The sequence below is a fragment of the Blautia sp. HA8986 genome (assembly GCF_056504635.1).
This window is the reverse complement of the sequence record NZ_JBWLUQ010000001.1, coordinates 1,879,296-1,899,410: the sequence shown is the minus strand read 5'-3', so window position 1 is coordinate 1,899,410 and position 20,115 is coordinate 1,879,296. Positions and strand designations below refer to the sequence as shown.

Below are 20,115 nucleotides of genomic sequence, written 5' to 3'. Positions count from 1 at the left end.
GGATAGTGATATGAGGAGATATCTTTTTTGGAAAAAATCAAATTACTCCTTGACACAGAAGAACAAAACCCGTATAGTGTATTTCAGATTTGGTGTGTAACTGATAAGCAGGCATTAACCAGTCATAAATGTTATTATTTTTTATTTGACGTTTATGGGGGTTGGTGTCTTTTTTTGTTGCCCACTTAAAAGATTCCTCTCCAGAACGTCGAAAGAAAAGGAGAGAAAACATGAAAGACAAGATTTTCGGAGTTTTGCAGCGTGTGGGACGTTCCTTTATGCTCCCCATCGCAATCCTTCCTGTGGCAGGCCTGCTTCTTGGATTCGGCAGTTCCTTCACAAATGAGACGACCATTGCAACCTATGGACTTCAGAAGATCCTGGGAGACGGAACCATTTTACATGCACTCCTGATCATCATGAACAAAGTCGGAAGTGCGGTATTTGATAACCTGCCCCTGATCTTTGCAGTAGGAGTTGCCATCGGTATGGCAAAAAAAGAGAAAGAGGTAGCAGCTCTTTCCGCACTGATCGCTTACTTCGTTATGAACGTAGCCATCAATGGTATGCTGGTAGTAAATGACAAGATCACAGCAGACGGACAGATCGCAAAAAGCGTTCTGGAAGGTACCGTAACTTCTGTCTGCGGCATCCAGTCCTTACAGATGGGTGTGTTCGGCGGTATTATCGTTGGTCTTGGTGTCGCGGCACTGCACAACCGTTTTCATAAGATCGTGCTTCCAAACGCACTTTCTTTCTTCGGCGGTTCCAGATTCGTGCCGATCATTTCCACCATTGTATATATGTTTGTGGGAATCCTGATGTATTTTGTATGGCCGGTAGTTCAGAATGGTATTTATGCTCTGGGCGGCCTTGTAACAGGCAGCGGTTATATCGGAACCCTGATCTTTGGTATTATCAAGCGTGCGCTGATCCCATTCGGACTTCACCACGTATTTTATATGCCATTCTGGCAGACAGCTGTAGGCGGAACTATGGAAGTTGCAGGCCAGATGGTACAGGGCGGACAGAACATCTTCTTCGCCCAGCTTGCAGATTCTGCAAATGTAGCGCATTTCAGCGCAGATGCAACAAGATATTTTTCCGGAGAGTTCATTTTCATGATCTTCGGTCTTCCGGGAGCAGCCCTTGCCATGTACCGCTGTGCAAAGCCTGAGAAGAAAAAAGCAGCAGGTGGACTTCTTCTTTCCGCAGCACTGGCATGTATGCTCACAGGAATTACAGAGCCGCTGGAGTTCTCCTTCCTGTTCGTAGCCCCTGCACTGTTTGCAGTACAGGTTGTTCTTGCAGGTGCGGCTTATATGATTGCACATATGCTGAACATTGCGGTAGGACTTACGTTTTCAGGCGGTTTTCTTGATCTGTTCCTGTTCGGAATCCTTCAGGGAAATGAAAAGACAAGCTGGCTCAGAATTATCCCGGTTGGTATTATTTACTTTATTCTCTACTATGTGATCTTTACTTTCCTGATCAAAAAGTTTGACTTCAAGACTCCGGGACGTGAAGATGACGACACAGAAACAAAGCTTTACACAAAAGCAGATGTAAACGCAAGAAAAGAAGCCGGTAAATCCGGTGAAGCAGCAGGAAGCGCATCCGCAGATCCGGTAAGCGAAGCAATCACTGCCGGTCTTGGCGGAAAGAAAAACATCAGCGATGTGGACTGCTGTGCAACAAGACTTCGTATCACTGTCCATGATGCTGCAAGAGTCAACGACGACATTCTGAAAACAACAGGCTCCAGAGGAATCGTGAAAAAGGGCCAGGGTATCCAGATCATCTACGGTCCGCAGGTAACTGTGATCAAGTCCAAACTGGAGGATTATCTGGAGACAGCGCCGAATGAATATTTTGAAGGCGCAAATGAGGCAGTAACAGACAATGCAGAAAATCAGGCTCAGTCTGATACAGAGCATACAGCAGAAAGTACAGGTGAGGCTGCTCAGAATACAGCTCCGACATCCGAAGCCAACACGCAGCAGGAGAAAAAGGTTCTCAGAACAGCTATCGTCTACAGCCCGGTAACCGGTATTGCAGGCAGACCTTTCCACAGCACCGGATGAAGGCTTCGCAGAAGGAATGATGGGCGAGGGTGCTGTAGTCACACCGAAGGATCCGGTGATCTGTGCTCCGGAAGACGGCGAGGTAGAGTTTATTTTTGACACAAAGCATGCCATCGGATTCCAGACAGATACAGATCTTCCAATGCTTCTTCATATAGGCATTGACACTGTAAAGCTGGAAGGAAAAGGCTTCGAGATCCTGGTAGAGCAGGGACAGCATGTGAAAAAAGGCGAGCCGCTGATGAAGATCGACATCCCGTATCTCACAGAAAACGCTCCGTCCTTATGTTCTCCGATCCTCTGCACAGAGATCGAGGATAACCAGAGAGTACGCCTTCTTGCAAATGGAGAGATCAAGGCAGGAGAGCCGCTGTTCGCAGTGGAGACTGTGGAAGAATAGGAAATTTTTCAGCAATAATATAGAGGATTGTTTTTGTGAAAAGCGCGCCTAATGCCCGGGCGCGCTTTTCCTGTAGCAAAGAAAACAACTGTCCGTCAGAAGGACTTTACACAAAAGACAGATTCTGTTACGATAAAGAAAATCAACAGCTGCAGACAAAAATGTTGACTGAAAATCCGGGGCAGACAGTGGTGGAATGTGGAAAAGCAGCAGGATATATAAAAATGGTGGGGAAAAAAGATGTACAGAGTGAGCAAGGTATTGAATAATAACGGCATCATTGCCATAAATATGGAAGAAAACCAGGAATATGTGCTTCTGGGGAAGGGGGTTGGATTCGGAAAGAAGGTCAGCCAGCGTTTTGAGGCTCCGGCAGACTGTACCCTTTACAGGCTGGCTCAGGAGACAGAACGTGGCTCAGCAAAAGAACTGGCAAAGAGCGTGGCACCGGAATTTCTGGAGATCGCAGATGAGATATTAAGAGAAGCGGAGAAGACCTTCGGGGATACTATAGATAAAGGGATTATTTTTCCGCTGGCTGATCATATCTCTTTTGCAGTGGGACGTATCCGTAATCATGAGCAGATCAGCAATCCCCTGACTGATGACATCAAGGTGCTTTTTTACAGCGAATTCAAGGTGGCGGAGGTACTGAAGAAGATCCTGAAAGAACAGATGGACATTGAGATCGATGATCATGAGGTGGGATATGTGGCACTTCATATTCACTCTGCACTGGGAGATGAGAAGGTGTCCGTAGCCATGCAGACAGCAAGAGCTGTCCGGGAATGTATCGCCATGATCGAGATGGCTACAGGTAAGAAGATCGATGTGATCTCCCTGTCCTACAACCGTATGATGAACCATATTAAATATATGGTAGCCCGTGTCTCCACAGGGGAGACACTGAAGCTGGATATGAATGATTATATAGAAGAAAAATATCCGGAATCCTACAGGATCGCGGAGGATGTATGTAAGAGCCTGGGCAAAAGCCTGGGTAAAGAGCTGGATCCTATTGAAATTGGTTATCTTGCCATGCATATTGAGAGGACAGTGGAGCAGTAAACATAAATGGCTGAGCAGTCTCAGAGATTTACACAATAAATTCAATGGCTTTTTTGACAGCAGTACTCATGGTAGTACTGCTGTTTGTGACCAGGCAGACTTCTCGCTGGGGAAGTGGCTCCTTAAGCTGAAGGGCAAAAATTTTACCGTCATTGATTACTTCCCGGGCAAGGGGTTCCGGGTAAAAGCCGATTCCCAGATTATGGACGATCATGGGAAGAACCTGGTCTGTAGTTGCTGCCTCGATGTCAGGATGAAAAGAAACACGGTTTTCCATAAAGTAATTCATATACATTTCTCTGGTGCTGGTCCCTTCCGCAAGACCCACAAAGGGCAGGTCCTGAAGCTCATGGATGCTGATGGGGGCAGTGGTCAGATCCTTATATTTGCTTCCGCACACAAGAATCTCCCGGTAACGCAGGAGACTTTTTTTCTGTAAAGGCTTGCGGATGGAAATCGGAGTGGTGATAATTGCGAAATCCACCGCATAATTCTTCAGTGCCTGTACAGCCTGTGGAGTGGAATGGTTGAAGAGGCGCAGGCGAACATGGGGATATTGCTCGCGGAACAGCTCCAGCTTTTCCAGAAGGATCAGACGCAGGGCATTTTCGCTGGCACCGATGGAAACCAGACCATGCTCCAGCTCACCGTTCTGGCGGATCTCCTCCTCACCGATGGAAAGCTGCTCAAAAGCCAGGGCAACGTGTTCATAAAGCTGGCGGCCTTCCGGTGTAAGTGCGATTCCCTTGTTGGAGCGGAGAAAGAGAGTACATTTCAGCTCCTGCTCCAGGTTGTTCATACAGCGGGTGATATTTGGCTGGTTGTTGTGAAGAGCTCTTGCTGCCTTGGTAAAGCTCTTATACTGGGCTACATAATAGAAAATTCGATAGTAGTCGTAAGTGATCATGTGTGTTCTCCGTCTTATAATATGATTTTAATATGTTTACGATATTAATAATACTTTTTACATTTGCTTCTGAGCAAACTATAATACACCCGAGGAAAAAAATCAATGACAGGAGTGATTTAGAGTGGTTTCAGGAGGCAGAAAGCTGCAGAGCGCAGACCGGCAGATGTCAGAAGCTTTTATCACAAGTGTATTTCTGGCAATGTCCGGCGGATTTCAGGATGCCTACACATACTTTACAAGAGATGAGGTGTTTTCCAACGCCCAGACAGGCAACGTGGTTCTGATGAGCCAAAATTTTATGACAGGACAGTGGGGAGAGGGCTTAAGGTACCTGTTCCCTGTTTTAGCCTTTGCCATTGGTGTTGTAGCGGCGGAGCGGATCCAGAGTACCTTTAAATATGCAAAAAAACTTCACTGGAGGCAGATGATCCTGCTGATCGAGATCCTGATCCTTTTTGTTGTGGGATTTATGCCGGGAGAATTGGATATGCTGGCAACCGTACTGGTATCCTTTTCCTGCGCCATGCAGGTACAGACCTTCCGGAAGGTGGGCGGTTATTCCTATGCAAGCACTATGTGCATCGGAAATTTACGAAGCGGCACGGCGGCGTTGTCCGTGTATTGTCGTGAAAAACGTCCGGAACAGCTGAAGCAGGCTCTTTATTATTTCGGAATAATTTTCTTTTTTGCCATTGGAGCCGGTGGCGGAGGAAATCTGTCCATGAGGCTGGGGATCCCGGCAATCTGGGTATCGGATGTTTTGCTTCTGCTCAGCTTTATTCTGATGTTTTCCAGTAAACATAGAGATTAGAAAGGGTGAGGAATTGTGGAAAACAGCACATTATTCCCAAGAGAGGAAAAGGCGGAGCTTTTATTTGAAAAGATCCTGAAGGATCCGGAGGCGTGCAGACGGCTGACGGAGACCTTCTATGAATCCATGGATGCGGATACAGACATAGAATGCGGATATCTTCCTCCGGAAAAATTCGCTTATGCATTGCTGGACGCATATAAAAACCGTGATCTGACAGCTCTCCTTATGGCGATCTGCCAGAACAGTATGTTTGATCTTCTGCGCAATTCTTTTCTGGCACCGTTCAGGTTCAATGCAGATGGACAGGAGAATCCGGTGTTTCTCACAGATGAAAAAGGAAATTTTCTGCGGGAAAAGGGAATCCATGTAAGTGACAGGGATTACGACCGGTTCCGCAGGATATACAGGGAGAAACCTGGTGTAAAGATGTATCTGGCGTATGGCTACCGGAAGCGACATGCCTATGATGAAGCTACCATGGAAGTAGAAGAGTACAAAATGGGCGAACATATCGGTGTGCTGCTGGTGTATGAGCTTCCGGACAGCGTAAAGGAAAAAGAAACGGAGGCACAGGCCTATGCGGCTGTATGGGATATCATGATGGCAATTCAGAAGAAGCTTCCAAGAGCTTTTGTGTATTATGGGCAGGATTCTGTGGAGGATGGTGGAAAACGTTATGACGGACTGGGCGTTTTTCTCCCCATCCATAAATTTGCGGACCGCCTGGAAAAAATGATCGGGATCGCTGATGAGATCGTAATGAAATAGAGTGTACAAAAAAGGACTGCTTTTGTATTGCTCCGGTTATCAGAAGGATAGCTGATGACCGGAAGCTACAGAAAGCAGTCCTTTTTGTATGCTCATCAGGTGCAGTAGCGGAACATTTTGTCTGTAAGAATCCTGGCGAAAATAAGGCCCAGAGGAAGAGCAACGATGATCAGGATCGCAGCTGCAAACCAGGAGGCGGAAACATTCAGGGACATGATCCCCAGATTGTAGATCGCCCGGTAGAGATAAAGCCCGGGAACCATGATCACAATGGATGGTACAGTAATGGAAATCCTGGGATATCCCACTTTTGTTTTGATGAGGGAAGCCAGAAGTCCGGCTGTCAGTGCTCCGAGAAAAGCTGCGGCAGCAGGTGGAAAACCGGCAAGATCAACAAGCTCCAGACGCAAAGTGTTGGACAGTGCACCAATGAAGGCGGCAGCTGCGGCGAGCCGGAAAGGACTGTTGAACATGACTGAAAAGCCGAATACCCCGCAGAAGCTTGCCAGAAGCCGGAACAGGATCCTCTGAGCTGCCGAAAGCTTCAGAGGCAGGAAATCCACAGGCTTCAGATGAAGAAGCAGTGCCATCAGCCAGGCAGAGACAGCAGCCACCATTACAACAATAATGGCGTAGGCCAGTCGTTCCAGTCCGGAACGCATATCCAGCTTGGCAAGGTCGATCCCGCTTGTGATAAACGGAAAGCCCGGAATGATAAACAGCATGGAACAGATGTATCCGGCCTCATGCTGGACGGAAATGTGGAACAGAAGCTCTGCCAGTTTCAGGAAACCTGCATATACAAGACAGGCGGAGGAAACAGAAACTGCAATGCACATAAACAGAGTAAAATGATGCTTGCCAAGCTTGCAGCGGATGGCGTTTCCGATACCTGCGCCTGCAAAAGCCAGGATCATCTCCAGTGGGCCACCGCCCAGAAGAAAAGTAAATGCACCACAGGCCAGTGCAGAAGCCAGTCCCAGGGCTGCAGGGGAATAAAGCCCGTGGATTCGCTCAATCTCATCTAACTGACTGTGCAGTGCTTCACCGCTCATATGGATACCTTCCGCAGGAAAATCACTGACAAAATGTTCCAGCCTGTTCAGCCTGGAAGTATTTACGCCGGTGGTAGTCAGGCTAAGGGCATGGGAAAAACTGCTCTCACCGTCAAAGCAGGTGTAGCTTATAGACATCAATCCGATATCTGCGGAGCAGGTGATGCCAAGTGCTTCTGACAATGTATTCATGGAACTCCGTACCCGCCAGGCACCGGTCCCACAGGAGAGAAGCATCATGCCTGTACGGCCGATCAGGGAAGCTTTTTCGGAAAGAGAAGCTTCGGTGATGGGCTGGCTGTTCCTGGTACTTACGTAGTTGTGCCAAGGGATTTCCATATGATTACGTTTGATCAGAATATCTGACATAGAAATCACTTCTTTCTATATATTAAAATCATATAGTTGCTATTATAAATATATATAATAACTATAATCAGATATATTGTAGCCATTATTCTGAAAAAGTCAAGTATAGATGGAGTAAAATCTGACAGTACCAAAACGTCACTGTTAAAGATTTATCATTTTTTTGCGGAAAATGAATTTTTTTGGTTGCTTTTACGTACAATTTATGTATAATTGTGGATAGGGATGTTGGAATGACCAATTCCTATGGCAGGATGACAAAAACCTGCAGCAGTAGGTGGCTATCATAATTACTATTAAAGAAGAGAGGTAAATGTTAAGATGGCAAAAATCGATTTAACAAAGTATGGTATTACCGGAACAACTGAGATCGTGTACAATCCTTCCTACGAGACATTATTTGAGGAAGAGACCAAACCGGAGCTTGAGGGCTTTGAGAAAGGTCAGGTCAGCGAGCTTGGTGCTGTCAATGTAATGACAGGTATCTACACAGGACGTTCTCCTAAAGATAAATACATCGTTATGGATGAGAACTCCAAGGACACAGTTTGGTGGACATCCGATGAGTACAAGAACGATAACCATCCGGCAACTCAGGAAGCATGGAATGCAGTTAAAGATCTTGCCAAGAAGGAGCTTTCCAACAAGAAACTTTTCGTAGTAGATGCATTCTGCGGAGCTAACAAAGACACACGTATGGCTATCCGTTTCATCGTTGAGGTTGCATGGCAGGCACACTTCGTAACAAACATGTTCATTCAGCCGACAGCTGAGGAGCTTGAGAACTTTGAGCCGGATTTCGTTGTTTACAACGCATCCAAGGCTAAAGTTGAGAACTACAAAGAATTAGGACTTAACTCTGAGACAGCTGTAATGTTCAACATTACAAGCCGTGAGCAGGTTATCGTTAATACATGGTACGGTGGAGAGATGAAGAAAGGTATGTTCTCCATGATGAACTACTATCTGCCGCTTAAGGGCATCGCTTCCATGCACTGCTCTGCAAACACAGACCTTAACGGAGAGAACACAGCAATCTTCTTCGGTCTTTCCGGAACAGGTAAGACAACACTTTCCACAGATCCTAAGCGTCTCCTGATCGGTGATGACGAGCATGGCTGGGATGACAACGGAGTATTCAACTTCGAGGGCGGATGCTACGCTAAGGTTATCAACCTTGACAAAGAGTCTGAGCCGGACATCTACAATGCGATCAAGAGAAACGCTCTTCTTGAGAACGTAACACTTGATGCTGAGGGCAAGATCGACTTCGCTGACAAGAGCGTAACAGAGAACACACGTGTTTCCTACCCGATCAACCACATCGAGAACATTGTTCGCCCTGTATCTTCTGCACCGGCAGCTAAAGAGGTTATCTTCCTGTCCGCAGATGCATTCGGCGTACTTCCTCCAGTATCTATCCTGACACCGGAGCAGACACAGTACTACTTCCTTTCCGGATTCACAGCTAAACTTGCTGGTACAGAGCGTGGAATCACAGAGCCTACTCCTACATTCTCCGCTTGCTTCGGACAGGCATTCCTTGAGCTTCATCCGACAAAATATGCTGAGGAGCTCGTTAAGAGAATGGAGAAGAGCGGTGCGAAAGCATACCTCGTTAATACAGGATGGAATGGAACAGGAAAACGTATCTCCATCAAAGATACTCGTGGTATCATCGATGCTATCCTTGACGGATCTATCCTTAAAGCTTCTACAAAGAGCATTCCGTTCTTCAACTTCGAGGTTCCGACAGAGCTTCCGGGCGTAGATCCTGCAATCCTTGACCCACGTGACACATATGCAGATGCTGCAGAGTGGGAGACAAAGGCCAAAGATCTTGCTGCAAGATTCGTTAAGAACTTTGCTAAATATGAGGGAAATGCAGCTGGTAAAGCACTCGTTGCTGCTGGCCCGCAGGCATAATCAGTCATTCCAACTGAATACAGATCGTAGACTTAACCGGGAGCGGATTTATCCGCTCCCGATTTTTTTGACAAACTATCCATCTGTAAAATAAAAAATCTTTGGCTTGACTAACAAAGGGTACAGGGTGTATCCTTTCTGGGAAGTTGAGCGGGAGACCCGTAAGACTGCAAAAATTCTCTTTGCACTGCATTACATTCGAACAGGATGCGAGATCAACAGTACAAACTGAGCAGGCGATGCCTTTCGGAATCGAAAATATTTATTCGAAGGCATGGGGCCGGGCCGCAGGAAGTGGCAGCGGATATGGAATGTGACTTTGCTTTCAGACATATCTGCGGGACAGTGTATGTTTCGCAGGTATGTCTTTTTTACTGCAAAAATATGGATGGTACAGATGGTAGAAGCTGAGATATCCATATATATAAAAGAAAGAACACCGGCGGAAAATCGCACTGCAGCGAGTAGTGAAGAAACCGTCGGTTTTTTCACGGAAAATGTTGTGCCATAAGAAGAACCTGATCATATATTTAAAAGGAGGTCCTGTTTATGGAACACACAGAAAACAAAACAATTATACATGATACAGAAAAAACAGCTTCATGGGAACAGCAGACAGCAATGAAGGTATCCGGGATCAGTATTCTGGTAAACCTTTTATTATCTGTATTTAAACTGATCGCAGGTATTGTGGCACATTCAGGAGCAATGATCTCTGATGCCATTCATTCTGCATCAGATGTGGGAAGCACCTTCATCGTAATTATCGGTGTCCGCCTTTCTGCAAAGAAATCAGACAAAGAGCATCAGTACGGACATGAAAGAATGGAGTGTGTTTCTTCCATTGTCCTTGCAGGAATGCTGCTTGTAACAGGTCTTGGAATCGGAGTTACCGGTGCCCGTGACATTGTAAAAAGCACATCCGGTGGAACAATTGCCATTCCGGGAACACTTGCACTGATTGCAGCAGTGGTATCCATTGTGGTAAAAGAGTGGATGTTCTGGTATACAAGAGGTGCTGCAAAGAAGCTTAATTCAGGAGCTTTGATGGCAGATGCATGGCATCATCGTTCGGATGCGCTTTCCTCCATAGGAGCGTTTATCGGTATTTTCGGAGCAAGACTGGGATATCCGATCCTGGATCCGATCGCCAGCATTGTGATCTGCTTTATGATCGCAAAGGCATCCATCGATATTTTCAGGGATGCCATTGACAAGATGGTAGATCATTCCTGTGATGCAAAAACCGAGGAATCCATGAAGAGAGAGATCCTCAGGGTACCGGGAGTCAGAAGAGTAGACCTTCTTAAAACCCGCCTTTTCGGATCCAAGATATATGTGGATATCGAGATCGCAGCAGATGGAAATATTTCCCTTCGCGATGCACATGATATTGCGGAAAATGTACATCATACGATCGAGAACAAATTCAAAGATGTAAAGCACTGTATGGTGCATGTGAATCCTATCAACGGATAAAAAAACAAGCTGCCGGAATGAACTTATGAGCGTCACCCGGCGGCTTGTTTTTGTATAGAGAAACACCCGGTAGGGGAGCTACCGGGTGTTTCGAGGGGAGTATAAATAATTAAATAAGGGGTTATGTAAAAAAAATTTTTGAAGGGTAAATTCTTTTTACAAGAATGATTATAATATAAACTGGAAAAAAAAGCAATATGATTTTGGCGAATAATCTCCAAACTTTTTGGGATACTAATTCCTGTAATAAAAAGTGGCAAAAATGTTTGATAAACGTTTAAAAAGCCACAAAATCAACTTCATCAGGAGGTAAATTCAAATGGCAAAAAATTATGAAACAAACAGAAACGAATCAAACTATGCGGGCAAAAATTTCGGGGAAAGTGATTCCAGAAACTGCGGAAAAAACAGTTCTAAGAACAAATCCAAAAACAGCTATGGCAACAGTTACGGAAACAAAACGTCCGATGAATACGAATCTGAGAAAAACAGCGAATCTGACAGATATTGATCTGCCGGAGGGAATTTTGGACAAATAAAGAATAAGGTGAAAATGTACAGATTGCAAATATCCGTCTGACATCTATCCGATTGAAGCAGGGAAAAGCCAGAAGTAAGCTTTTTCCTGCTTTTTCTACAGGGAACCTTCTTCTTGAACATACCATATAATATAGCAAAAAGAGGAGTTTTTTCCATGTTTCAGATCGAAACTATCTCTGCGAAAATGCTGGACTATTATGTGGAGCGAAGTGACGCCATTATTATAGATCTCCGGGACCTGGCTTCCTACAGGAAGGGACATGTCCGGAATGCAATAAACATCCCATACCGTGAGCTGGAAGAATATCTTGAGAAAAAACAGGATCAGAAGTATCGGTTTCCGCGAGATAAAACGCTTGTTTTTTACTGTGACCGGGGAGGGGCCAGCATGCAGGCAGCCAGGAACCTGGCAAGACAAGGCTGCCGTACCAGATCCGTAATTGGCGGTTTTGCGGCATATAGAGGAAGAAATCTTGTGAGTGGATAAAACAACAAATCTTGTATTTTAAATGAAATCATGATAATGTAAAGAACAGAAATAGAAAATCAGCAAAAATCACAAGGAGAAAAGATTATGAAATATATGTTTGCGTCAGATGTACATGGTTCGGCATATTATTGCCGGAAAATGCTGAAAGTATATGACGAAGAGAAGGCGGAGAGACTGGTACTTCTGGGAGATCTGCTTTATCATGGACCGAGAAATGATCTTCCCGTGGAGTATGCACCGAAGGAAGTCATCCGCCTTTTAAATGAGAGAAAAAACCAGATCTATGCAGTACGCGGAAACTGCGAGGCAGAGGTAGACCAGATGGTACTGGAGTTTCCGGTAATGGCAGACTACTGTATCCTGGCTCTTGATGGAAAAACTTTCTATGCAACACACGGCCATGTCTACAATAAAGATCACCTTCCGCCAATGATGGACGGCGACATCCTTATCCATGGCCATACACATGTGCTGAAAGCAGAGAATATGGGAAATTACATCCTTCTGAATCCTGGCTCCGTGTCTATCCCGAAAGAAGGCAATCCACCAACTTATGCGGTATATGAGAACGGAATTTTTACGATCAAAGACTTTGAAGGAAATACAGTACGGGAGATTATTTTATGAATCTGTGGGAATTAACTGCGCCCTGCCATTTCGGAACAGAGGCGGTACTGAAACGAGAGATACTGGATCTTGGATACGACGTGACCAAGGTGGAAGACGGAAGAGTAACTTTTCAGGCTGATGCTCAGGGTGTGGCAGATGCTAATATGTTCCTGCGGACAACGGAGCGTGTACTGCTGAAAGTAGGCGAGGTAAAGGCAGAGACTTTTGATGAGCTTTTTGAGAAAACCAAGGCTCTTCCATGGGAGAATTACATACCGAAGAATGGAAAATTCTGGGTAGCCAAGGCAAACTCCATCAAGAGTAAGCTGTTCAGTCCGTCCGATATCCAGTCCATTATGAAAAAAGCCATCGTAGAACGTCTCAAAGGCATTTACGGAATATCCTGGTTCCCGGAAGACGGTCCGGAATTCCCAATCCGAGTGGCATTTATGAAAGATATCGCACTGATCGGAATCGACACATCAGGTGTTTCTCTTCATAAGAGGGGATACCGTCAGATGACGGTCAAAGCGCCGATCACAGAGACGCTTGCCAGTGCACTTTTGATGCTTACCCCATGGAAAAAAGACCGCATTCTGGTAGACCCGTTTTGCGGAAGTGGCACCTTCCCGATCGAGGCAGCTATGATGGCGGCGGACATAGCACCTGGAATGAACCGTCATTTTCTGGCTGAAAACTGGGAACATCTGATTCCGAAGGAATGCTGGGAAGACGCCAGAGAGGAAGCCGGAGACAGGGTAAATCTTGATATTGAGACAGATATCCAGGGTTTTGACATTGATGCGGCAGCCATCAAAGCAGCTCGCGCCAATGCAAAAATGGCAGGAGTGGACAGGCTGATCCATTTCCAGCAGCGTCCGGTGAGCGAACTCCGCCATTCCAAGCCTTTTGGTTTTATTGTGACAAATCCACCATATGGTGAGCGAATCGAGGATAAGGCCAATCTTCCGGCACTTTACCGCGAGATCGGAGAGAGCTATGAGCGTCTGGATCGCTGGTCCATGTATCTGATCACTGCTTATGATAAAGCTGAGAATGATATCGGACGGAAGGCCGATAAGAACAGAAAAATCTACAACGGAATGATGAAAACCTACTATTATCAGTTCCTTGGACCGCGTCCGCCAAAGAAAGGAAGTATGAAATAATGAAAAAGATTATTTTTGCCACCGGAAATGAGGGGAAAATGAAAGAGATCCGCAGGATCCTGGCAGATCCGTCTCTTGAGATCCTTTCCCTGAAGGATGCCGGAATCCATGCAGACATTGATGAGAATGGAAAAAGCTTCGAGGAGAATGCCATGATCAAGGCTGAGGCCATCTGTAAGATGACCGGCGAGATCGTGCTGGCTGATGATTCCGGGCTTGAGATCGACTTTCTGAACAAAGAGCCGGGTATTTATTCTGCGCGTTATATGGGCGAAGATACTTCCTATCATATTAAGAATGCAAATCTGGTTGAGAGATTGGATGGTGTGCCGGATGAGAAGCGTACAGCAAGATTCGTCTGTGCCATTGCAGCAGCTTTTCCGGATGGAAGAAGAAAGACAGTACGTGCTGCCATGGAAGGCCGTATTGGATATGAGGAAAAAGGGGAGAACGGTTTCGGATATGATCCGATCTTTTATCTTCCGGAATATGGATGCACATCTGCAGAGCTTTCCATGGAAGAGAAGAACAAGATCAGCCACCGGGGAAAAGCTCTTCGCATGATAAAGGAAGAGCTGGTATGAAGGTACTGATCGTAAGTGACACCCACGGAAGAGACGAAAATCTGGAACTGGCAGTGAACAGGGAAGCACCTTTTGACATGCTGGTACACTGCGGAGATGTGGAAGGACGGGAGTTCTATATCGAAGCTCTTGCGGAATGTCCCTGCAGCATTGTTTCCGGGAATAATGACTTTTTCTCAGATCTTCCCAGAGAAGAAGTGATAGATATTGAGGAAAATAAAGTACTGGTGACACATGGACATTATTATGGAGTGTCCATGGCTTTTGACCAGCTTGCAGATGCGGCAAAACAGCGCGGCTGTAACGCGGCATTTTTCGGACATATACACATGCCGGTGCTGGAGACAGAAGACGGAATACTTCTTGTAAATCCTGGAAGCTTATCATTTCCAAGACAAAGAGGTCGCAGGCCAAGCTATGCGGTGCTGGAGACAGACGGGAATGGAAAGATGAATGTGGAGATCCGGTATCTGTAATATAATATGATCAGTTATCTGATCCAGTGTAAATGGTGAAACTACTGTTATGTAAAAATAAAAACGGCGGCAGAGAAAAAAAGCATCTCTGCCGCTGTTTTTGAACGCAGATAAGCATTCCCCCGCTTCAAGTGCGCGGAGCACTAAGCGGCGGGTGAGGGGGGATGCTTATGTCAGTGGGAGTTGAAAGCTTCCACTGACAGATCGCGAAGCGACTGCGTTCATGAGCAAGTAGCGAAGCGGATTGCGAATGTCCGCTTTACTGTGATACTGATTATTTATCATCTCCGGTAAGACGCAGTACATCCCGGATCTCGTCTACGTTCATATCCAGGATCACGGCAAGCTCATCGATGGTGAACCTGGTGGTGTCATCATCGTCTGTGAGTTCTTTTACTGCAGATTCCAGGTTTTCTACCTTGGATACAAGATAATCATCGCGGAATTTCTGCTGTGTCTGTTCTTCGATAGCGTGGAGGATTCCGCTGCGGATACGGCCGCGCATCCAGGTATCGTCTTTCACCAGCGGCTCAGATTCTTTGAGAGCAGCTAGAAGTGCCAGATTCGCCTCCTGGATCAGGTCAGCCAGATAAATCTCCTCGCAGTTCAGTTCAGCTGCCATCTGGGCTGCCTGAGCCATGTAGAACTGTGTAAGTTCACCCTCAGCAGCAGTGTCGCCATCGGCAAAGGCCTGGAAGAGAGAAGAGAGGTCTTCGGAATCAAGTCCTTCCGGTGAAAAACTCTCCATATAATCCCTGAGATACGCCTGTTCCTCTGCTGTAAGAGCTGTACGGGTACCGGGAAATTCTTCCTGCTTTGCATCCCGGGTGCTTGCAGCATCAGGCGCAGAAGTACCGGCAGCTTTTTCTGCGCCTTCGATAGTAATTCCTTTCAATTTAAGATACTGCAGGATCTTCACGAGCTGTGAAGTATTCAGGTCAGATTCATCGAAATGTTCACGGATCTGCTGCTGGGAGAGCTGTTTGCCGTTCTCCTCCGCGATCTCACAGATTTCGTTAAGTTTCTGCTGAAATAGTTTTATATCCATAAAAACATCTCCTTAATTTTCCAGATTTTCTTCTTGACTTTATTATCAGGAATATGATAACATAAGCAAGTCGCAAATGACAAGAAAACCTTTGAATAGACGGAAAAAACGTGAAAAAAAGTTTTTTTAAAAAAATTCAAAAAAAGTGTTGACATTTGTAGATCGCTATTATATAATATCACTTGTCGTCAGGCAAGAGAAATAAAAACGACAACAACTTAATAAAGACCATAAGTAAATGGTATATCGGGGTGTGGCTCAGTTTGGCTAGAGCGCCTGGTTTGGGACCAGGAGGCCGCAGGTTCGAATCCTGTCACCCCGACTGCTGTAAACTTATTACCGCAAGCATGCGGGTGTAGTTCAATGGTAGAACACCAGCCTTCCAAGCTGGATACGTGGGTTCGATTCCCATCACCCGCTTCTCTGAAAAGAGAGCATGTGTCTGTAGCTCAGCTGGATAGAGCAACGGCCTTCTAAGCCGTGGGTCGGGGGTTCGAATCCCTTCAGGCACGCTGTGGTGGGTATAGCGCAGTTGGTTAGCGCGCCAGATTGTGGCTCTGGAGGCCCAGGGTTCGAATCCCTGTATCCACCCTTCGCCCATTGGGCTATCGCCAAGCGGTAAGGCACAGCACTTTGACTGCTGCATTCGCTGGTTCGAATCCAGCTAGCCCAGTCCTTATGGGGTATTAGCTCAGTCGGTAGAGCACTTGACTTTTAATCAAGTTGTCCGGGGTTCGAATCCCCGATGCCTCATTGAATTTTAAAAGCACTGTCGAGCTGACAGTGCTTTTTTGTCCGAAAAACCTGTTTTATGCGGGTTTTCTGGTTTTTGTAATTTTTTTGCACAGGTGGTTACATTTTATTACGGGGACTTTTATTGAGAAATTACTTGTATCAATTTTGAATATGTCCTTGCGTTATTTGAGAATTTCCTGTAAAATATCTTTTGTTGTAATAATTCATGTCTGAAGAAATGACATATGCGGATATGGCGGAATTGGCAGACGCGCTGGTTTTAGGTACCAGTGGGCAACCGTGCAGGTTCAAGTCCTGTTATCCGCATCAATAAACAATCACATGAAGACCTTCTGTAAATTCTGAAATTTACAGAAGGTCTTCATGGTTTTATAATTTCTCACCTTCATTTACTTCCTCAATAAATACCTTGTCCTCAGCCTGCTGATCTGTGAAGTGGAATCTCAGTATGGCCTGGGGCCAGTTAAGTGTAATGATGGCTTTTTTATCGCGGGTCTTTCCTGCGGCCTGGATCTGGTCGACAAGATCTGCAAGGACTTCGCGGGTGAGATAACTGCCTCTCCAGTGAAAAGTGAATTCACGGCCTTTTCTGGCAGCCTGCAGAGCACGCTTGTAAACATCTTCGATTTTGGTGAAAGAAAGCTTTTTTTCGCGGTAGTAGGAGTGGCTGCCGTCCGGGCAGGCGGGAGCAGGAGCGATCAGTGGCTCATGGTCACGGAAGATGTTTTTGTCATCCAGATTAAAATAATCGTAGCGGATACTGACAGAATCATCCTCGTTTCTGCCAAGTGTATTGTCAAAAGTGGCATCCAGATGATAATATTGTCCGTTGATTCGGACAATGTTCCAGGTATGGCGGTATTTGATACCTTTTTCGGGATTATTTCCGCAGATGGCGATAACACACCAGACTCCGAGGGCATCGCAGAGAATTTTTACGGATTTGGCGATTCCCTCACAGACGCCGACACCATGGCCAAGAGGTCCGATGATCTCATGGGAGTATGGCTTTTTCAGTTTGTCATAGCGGATATTTTCGCAGATAAAGTCGTGGACATATTTTTCCTTATCCCATTCCGAAAACTTCGCTGCAGGGCGTACAAGCTTCTCTACGCGGGCGTGCAGAGCTTTCTTGTGCTCGCGGATTTTGTTTTTGTCAAAAATGTATTCGGGGATCAGGATGAGGTTGGGAGAATCCTTATAATGACGGTATTTAAATCCCACAGCCCAGAAGATCTCCGGATGATCCAGACGAAGCTGAAAAAAAACGTCATAGAGCCAGTTTCCGTCAGTAGTAGGGACCTGGGGCAGCAGGATCTCATCAGAAAGATCCATAAGTCCTGCCAGCATTGCCCGGTATGTATTCTGTTTATCCTTCGGCATTCTGCCGTAGTAATATTCTTCAGCCTGTTTCATATATAAATGGTCTGCAGCAGCTCAAAAATTTAAGATACTGCAGAAACTCCTTTCTGAAAATTTTACAAAATTATTTTTCAGCTCAACTCAGTTCAGTATTATCATATTTAAAGTGAATAAAATATTAAGCGAAGAGAATGAACCGGAAAAATAACAGAAAAATTATAACACATATGATCCCGGAGTATATAAAAAACATGCAGAACCATCTGGAAAAGATGTATCCTGCATGTTTTTTTATGTGACAATAACTGTGGTACGGGATCAGCCATTATACAGCTGGTAATACCGTCCTTTCTGCGCAAGCAGCTCCTCATGGGAACCACGTTCGATAATATGTCCCTGTTCCAGAACCATGATACAGTCACTGTTGCGGACAGTGGAAAGACGGTGGGCGATAACAAAAGTCGTTCTGCCTTCCATCAGCTTATCCATGCCATCCTGAACCAGCTTCTCGGTACGGGTATCAATGGAACTGGTAGCTTCATCCAGGATCAGAACAGGCGGGTCAGCAACAGCTGCACGGGCGATGGATAGAAGCTGACGCTGTCCCTGGCTCAGGTTTGCGCCGTTTCCTCGCAGAAGCGTGTTATAACCCTGGGGAAGTCTGCGGATAAAACCGTCTGCATTGGCAAGCTTTGCGGCAGCAATAACCTCTTCATCTGTAGCATCCAGTTTACCGTAGCGGATGTTTTCCATAACGGTTGCAGTGAACAGGTTGGTATCCTGAAGAACAATACCCATGGAACGGCGGAGATCGTCTTTTTTGATCTTGGTGATGTTGATACCATCGTAGCGGATCTTGCCTTTCTGAATATCATAAAAACGGTTCAGAAGATTGGTGATGGTGGTTTTTCCTGCACCGGTGGAGCCTACGAAAGCGATCTTCTGGCCGGGTTGTGCATACATATTGATATCGTGAAGAACGATTTTATTGGAATTGTAACCGAAATCAACATCCTCCAGAACCATGTCACCTTTCAGTTCAATATAATCCGTGGTGCCTTCTGCCTTGTGGAAATGCTTCCATGCCCAGCGTCCGGTACGCTTATCGGATTCTGTGAGAACGCCGTTTTCTTCTCTGGCATTGACAAGAGTAACATAACCTTCATCTGCTTCCGGTTTTTCATCCAGGAGATCAAAGATACGTTTGGCACCTGCAAGAGCCATAACAATACTGTTGAACTGCTGGCTGACCTGGTTAATCGGCATGTTGAAGCTCTTGTTGAAAGTCAGGAAGCTGGCAAGTCCTCCAAGGGTGAAATTGCCGATTCCGTTGATTGCCAGGATACCGCCTACAATAGCACAGACTACATAGCTGACATTTCCAAGCTGAGCAACAACAGGCATCAGGATGTTGGCGAAACGGTTGGCGTTGTCTGCGCTGGTAAAAAGCTGGTCGTTTAGCTCATTGAATTTCTCGATACTTTCATCTTCATGGCAGAAGACCTTGACAACTTTCTGGCCTTCCATCATCTCTTCGATATAACCGTTGACAATGCCGAGATTGGTCTGCTGCTCCAGGAAATATTTTCCGCTTAAGCCTGCGAGCTTACGGCTGGCGGCAAGCATAACAGCAACCATGATGAGAGTAACAACAGTAAGCGGTACATTAAGGATCAGCATGCTGATAAAAACGCTGACAATTGTGATCACGCTGGAGAGCAGCTGAGGGAAACTCTGGCTGATCATCTGGCGCAGGGTATCGATATCATTCGTGTAGATAGACATGATATCGCCATGTGCATGTGTGTCGAAATATTTGATCGGAAGAGTTTCCATTTTTGCGAACATATCGTTACGCAGGTTGCGCAGGCTTCCCTGGGAAACATTGATCATAATGCGGTTATAGGTATAAGTAGCAATAACGCCGATGGCGTAAAAGCATGCCACACGTGCGATTGCGGCAGTCAGAGGACCGAAGTCCGGTGTATCTGCCTTGAGAAGCGGTGTGATGTACTGGTCGATCAGAGTTTTCATGAACATGGTTCCCTGGACATTAGCCAGAACGCTGACAAAAATACAGATCACAACAATTACGATATGAATACTGTAGCTTTTTAAAATATAGCGGGCAAGACGTCCGAGAAGCTTACCCGGCTGTTCAGGTGTTCCCATACCTTTCGGACCAGGACCGCCAGGATTTTTCATATT

The 20,115-nt window shown here is 45.8% G+C and carries 19 protein-coding genes, 7 tRNA genes and 1 riboswitch; of the genes, 21 read left to right on the top strand and 5 right to left on the bottom strand.

The window, feature by feature from the left end; all coding sequences use genetic code 11:
* The first annotated feature begins 230 nt into the window (after positions 1–230).
* From AC04Q4_RS08930 to AC04Q4_RS08915, 4 genes are read left to right on the top strand one after another with little or no spacing between them, the layout of a single operon-like run.
* Positions 231–2,084, top strand: a complete 1,854-nt coding sequence (locus AC04Q4_RS08930; RefSeq protein ID WP_476388861.1) for a PTS transporter subunit EIIC — start codon at positions 231–233, stop codon at positions 2,082–2,084.
* A complete protein-coding gene (locus AC04Q4_RS08925; RefSeq protein ID WP_476388860.1) occupies positions 2,053–2,484 on the top strand; it encodes a glucose PTS transporter subunit IIA in 432 nt (143 codons plus the stop codon). The genes AC04Q4_RS08930 and AC04Q4_RS08925 overlap by 32 nt, the downstream gene beginning before the upstream one ends.
* A 35-nt stretch (positions 2,485–2,519) precedes the next feature.
* Complete coding sequence (locus AC04Q4_RS08920; RefSeq protein ID WP_173736838.1) at positions 2,520–2,753, top strand: hypothetical protein; 234 nt, start codon at positions 2,520–2,522, stop codon at positions 2,751–2,753.
* Positions 2,725–3,552: a PRD domain-containing protein gene (locus tag AC04Q4_RS08915; protein ID WP_173736839.1), complete on the top strand. Its 828-nt coding sequence runs from the start codon at positions 2,725–2,727 to the stop codon at positions 3,550–3,552. The genes AC04Q4_RS08920 and AC04Q4_RS08915 overlap by 29 nt, the downstream gene beginning before the upstream one ends.
* Before the next feature lie 28 nt (positions 3,553–3,580).
* Here AC04Q4_RS08915 and AC04Q4_RS08910 read toward each other — a convergent pair whose 3' ends face one another.
* Positions 3,581–4,459 carry a LysR family transcriptional regulator gene (locus AC04Q4_RS08910; RefSeq protein ID WP_195455782.1) on the bottom strand — a complete coding sequence of 293 codons (879 nt, stop codon included), beginning with the start codon at positions 4,457–4,459 and terminating at the stop codon, positions 3,581–3,583.
* A 166-nt stretch (positions 4,460–4,625) separates the two neighbouring features.
* On the opposite strand from AC04Q4_RS08910, the gene AC04Q4_RS08905 reads away from it, so the two are divergent.
* Complete coding sequence (locus tag AC04Q4_RS08905; protein WP_173736935.1) at positions 4,626–5,273, top strand: YoaK family protein; 648 nt, start codon at positions 4,626–4,628, stop codon at positions 5,271–5,273.
* A 15-nt stretch (positions 5,274–5,288) separates the two neighbouring features.
* Positions 5,289–6,044 (top strand): DUF4866 family protein, encoded by a 756-nt coding sequence (locus tag AC04Q4_RS08900; RefSeq protein ID WP_173736841.1) that lies wholly within the window; start codon positions 5,289–5,291, stop codon positions 6,042–6,044.
* A gap of 95 nt (positions 6,045–6,139) precedes the next feature.
* Here the strand turns inward: AC04Q4_RS08900 and AC04Q4_RS08895 are convergent, their stop codons facing one another.
* Positions 6,140–7,468 carry a threonine/serine exporter family protein gene (locus AC04Q4_RS08895; protein ID WP_226843619.1) on the bottom strand — a complete coding sequence of 443 codons (1,329 nt, stop codon included), beginning with the start codon at positions 7,466–7,468 and terminating at the stop codon, positions 6,140–6,142.
* Between the two features lie 321 nt (positions 7,469–7,789).
* Between AC04Q4_RS08895 and pckA the strand changes: the two genes are divergently transcribed.
* The 8 genes from pckA (at position 7,790) to AC04Q4_RS08855 (ending at position 14,741) form a co-directional block, all read left to right on the top strand.
* Complete coding sequence (gene pckA / locus AC04Q4_RS08890) at positions 7,790–9,394, top strand: phosphoenolpyruvate carboxykinase (ATP) (RefSeq protein WP_173736843.1); 1,605 nt, start codon at positions 7,790–7,792, stop codon at positions 9,392–9,394.
* Positions 9,395–9,612: 218 nt separating this feature from the next.
* Positions 9,613–9,742, top strand: a riboswitch (NiCo riboswitch).
* A 201-nt stretch (positions 9,743–9,943) separates the two neighbouring features.
* The gene (locus AC04Q4_RS08885) at positions 9,944–10,873 is read left to right on the top strand and encodes a cation diffusion facilitator family transporter (RefSeq protein WP_476388859.1); all 930 of its coding nucleotides are present in this window, start codon (positions 9,944–9,946) and stop codon (positions 10,871–10,873) included.
* Positions 10,874–11,192: 319 nt separating this feature from the next.
* Positions 11,193–11,384, top strand: coding sequence for a hypothetical protein (locus AC04Q4_RS08880; RefSeq protein ID WP_173736844.1), 192 nt, complete (start codon positions 11,193–11,195; stop codon positions 11,382–11,384).
* 183 nt (positions 11,385–11,567) lie between these two features.
* Positions 11,568–11,900 (top strand): rhodanese-like domain-containing protein, encoded by a 333-nt coding sequence (locus tag AC04Q4_RS08875; RefSeq protein WP_119238954.1) that lies wholly within the window; start codon positions 11,568–11,570, stop codon positions 11,898–11,900.
* An 87-nt stretch (positions 11,901–11,987) separates the two neighbouring features.
* Positions 11,988–12,530: a phosphodiesterase gene (yfcE, locus tag AC04Q4_RS08870; protein WP_476388858.1), complete on the top strand. Its 543-nt coding sequence runs from the start codon at positions 11,988–11,990 to the stop codon at positions 12,528–12,530.
* Positions 12,527–13,681 carry a THUMP domain-containing class I SAM-dependent RNA methyltransferase gene (locus tag AC04Q4_RS08865; protein WP_173736847.1) on the top strand — a complete coding sequence of 385 codons (1,155 nt, stop codon included), beginning with the start codon at positions 12,527–12,529 and terminating at the stop codon, positions 13,679–13,681. Before yfcE ends, AC04Q4_RS08865 begins: the two co-directional genes overlap by 4 nt.
* The gene (locus AC04Q4_RS08860; RefSeq protein WP_178773619.1) at positions 13,681–14,265 is read left to right on the top strand and encodes an XTP/dITP diphosphatase; all 585 of its coding nucleotides are present in this window, start codon (positions 13,681–13,683) and stop codon (positions 14,263–14,265) included. The genes AC04Q4_RS08865 and AC04Q4_RS08860 overlap by 1 nt, the downstream gene beginning before the upstream one ends.
* A complete protein-coding gene (locus tag AC04Q4_RS08855) occupies positions 14,262–14,741 on the top strand; it encodes a YfcE family phosphodiesterase (RefSeq protein ID WP_476388857.1) in 480 nt (159 codons plus the stop codon). Before AC04Q4_RS08860 ends, AC04Q4_RS08855 begins: the two co-directional genes overlap by 4 nt.
* A gap of 274 nt (positions 14,742–15,015) precedes the next feature.
* Here the strand turns inward: AC04Q4_RS08855 and AC04Q4_RS08850 are convergent, their stop codons facing one another.
* The gene (locus tag AC04Q4_RS08850) at positions 15,016–15,789 is read right to left on the bottom strand and encodes a hypothetical protein (protein WP_476388856.1); all 774 of its coding nucleotides are present in this window, start codon (positions 15,787–15,789) and stop codon (positions 15,016–15,018) included.
* 247 nt (positions 15,790–16,036) lie between these two features.
* On the opposite strand from AC04Q4_RS08850, the gene AC04Q4_RS08845 reads away from it, so the two are divergent.
* The 7 genes from AC04Q4_RS08845 to AC04Q4_RS08815 all read left to right on the top strand — a co-directional run bounded on the left by AC04Q4_RS08845 (position 16,037) and on the right by AC04Q4_RS08815 (position 16,851).
* A tRNA-Pro gene (locus tag AC04Q4_RS08845) sits at positions 16,037–16,111 on the top strand.
* Positions 16,112–16,138: 27 nt separating this feature from the next.
* Positions 16,139–16,209 (top strand) — tRNA-Gly (locus AC04Q4_RS08840).
* Between the two features lie 18 nt (positions 16,210–16,227).
* Positions 16,228–16,301 (top strand) — tRNA-Arg (locus AC04Q4_RS08835).
* Between the two features lie 5 nt (positions 16,302–16,306).
* A tRNA-His gene (locus tag AC04Q4_RS08830) sits at positions 16,307–16,380 on the top strand.
* A gap of 10 nt (positions 16,381–16,390) precedes the next feature.
* Positions 16,391–16,462: transfer RNA gene (locus AC04Q4_RS08825), tRNA-Gln, on the top strand.
* A 7-nt stretch (positions 16,463–16,469) separates the two neighbouring features.
* Positions 16,470–16,542, top strand: a tRNA-Lys gene (locus AC04Q4_RS08820).
* A 229-nt stretch (positions 16,543–16,771) separates the two neighbouring features.
* A tRNA-Leu gene (locus AC04Q4_RS08815) sits at positions 16,772–16,851 on the top strand.
* Positions 16,852–16,914: 63 nt separating this feature from the next.
* Here AC04Q4_RS08815 and AC04Q4_RS08810 read toward each other — a convergent pair.
* Together AC04Q4_RS08810 and AC04Q4_RS08805 are read right to left on the bottom strand one after the other, a co-directional pair.
* Positions 16,915–17,961, bottom strand: coding sequence for a transglutaminase domain-containing protein (locus tag AC04Q4_RS08810; RefSeq protein WP_119238959.1), 1,047 nt, complete (start codon positions 17,959–17,961; stop codon positions 16,915–16,917).
* 264 nt (positions 17,962–18,225) lie between these two features.
* A complete protein-coding gene (locus AC04Q4_RS08805) occupies positions 18,226–20,112 on the bottom strand; it encodes an ABC transporter ATP-binding protein (RefSeq protein WP_195455862.1) in 1,887 nt (628 codons plus the stop codon).
* Positions 20,113–20,115: the final 3 nt, after the last annotated feature.

Bases quoted from the DNA above. Each gene is read 5' to 3' on its own strand.
- AC04Q4_RS08930 (WP_476388861.1), top strand. From the start codon at position 231: ATGAAAGACAAGATTTTCGGAGTTTTGCAGCGTGTGGGACGTTCCTTT.
- AC04Q4_RS08915 (WP_173736839.1), top strand. From the start codon at position 2,725: ATGTACAGAGTGAGCAAGGTATTGAATAATAACGGCATCATTGCCATA.
- AC04Q4_RS08910 (WP_195455782.1), bottom strand. From the start codon at position 4,459: ATGATCACTTACGACTACTATCGAATTTTCTATTATGTAGCCCAGTAT.
- AC04Q4_RS08905 (WP_173736935.1), top strand. From the start codon at position 4,626: ATGTCAGAAGCTTTTATCACAAGTGTATTTCTGGCAATGTCCGGCGGA.
- AC04Q4_RS08895 (WP_226843619.1), bottom strand. From the start codon at position 7,468: ATGTCAGATATTCTGATCAAACGTAATCATATGGAAATCCCTTGGCAC.
- pckA (WP_173736843.1), top strand. From the start codon at position 7,790: ATGGCAAAAATCGATTTAACAAAGTATGGTATTACCGGAACAACTGAG.
- AC04Q4_RS08885 (WP_476388859.1), top strand. From the start codon at position 9,944: ATGGAACACACAGAAAACAAAACAATTATACATGATACAGAAAAAACA.
- AC04Q4_RS08880 (WP_173736844.1), top strand. From the start codon at position 11,193: ATGGCAAAAAATTATGAAACAAACAGAAACGAATCAAACTATGCGGGC.
- AC04Q4_RS08875 (WP_119238954.1), top strand. From the start codon at position 11,568: ATGTTTCAGATCGAAACTATCTCTGCGAAAATGCTGGACTATTATGTG.
- yfcE (WP_476388858.1), top strand. From the start codon at position 11,988: ATGAAATATATGTTTGCGTCAGATGTACATGGTTCGGCATATTATTGC.
- AC04Q4_RS08865 (WP_173736847.1), top strand. From the start codon at position 12,527: ATGAATCTGTGGGAATTAACTGCGCCCTGCCATTTCGGAACAGAGGCG.
- AC04Q4_RS08860 (WP_178773619.1), top strand. From the start codon at position 13,681: ATGAAAAAGATTATTTTTGCCACCGGAAATGAGGGGAAAATGAAAGAG.
- AC04Q4_RS08855 (WP_476388857.1), top strand. From the start codon at position 14,262: ATGAAGGTACTGATCGTAAGTGACACCCACGGAAGAGACGAAAATCTG.
- AC04Q4_RS08850 (WP_476388856.1), bottom strand. From the start codon at position 15,789: ATGGATATAAAACTATTTCAGCAGAAACTTAACGAAATCTGTGAGATC.
- AC04Q4_RS08810 (WP_119238959.1), bottom strand. From the start codon at position 17,961: ATGAAACAGGCTGAAGAATATTACTACGGCAGAATGCCGAAGGATAAA.
- AC04Q4_RS08805 (WP_195455862.1), bottom strand. From the start codon at position 20,112: ATGAAAAATCCTGGCGGTCCTGGTCCGAAAGGTATGGGAACACCTGAA.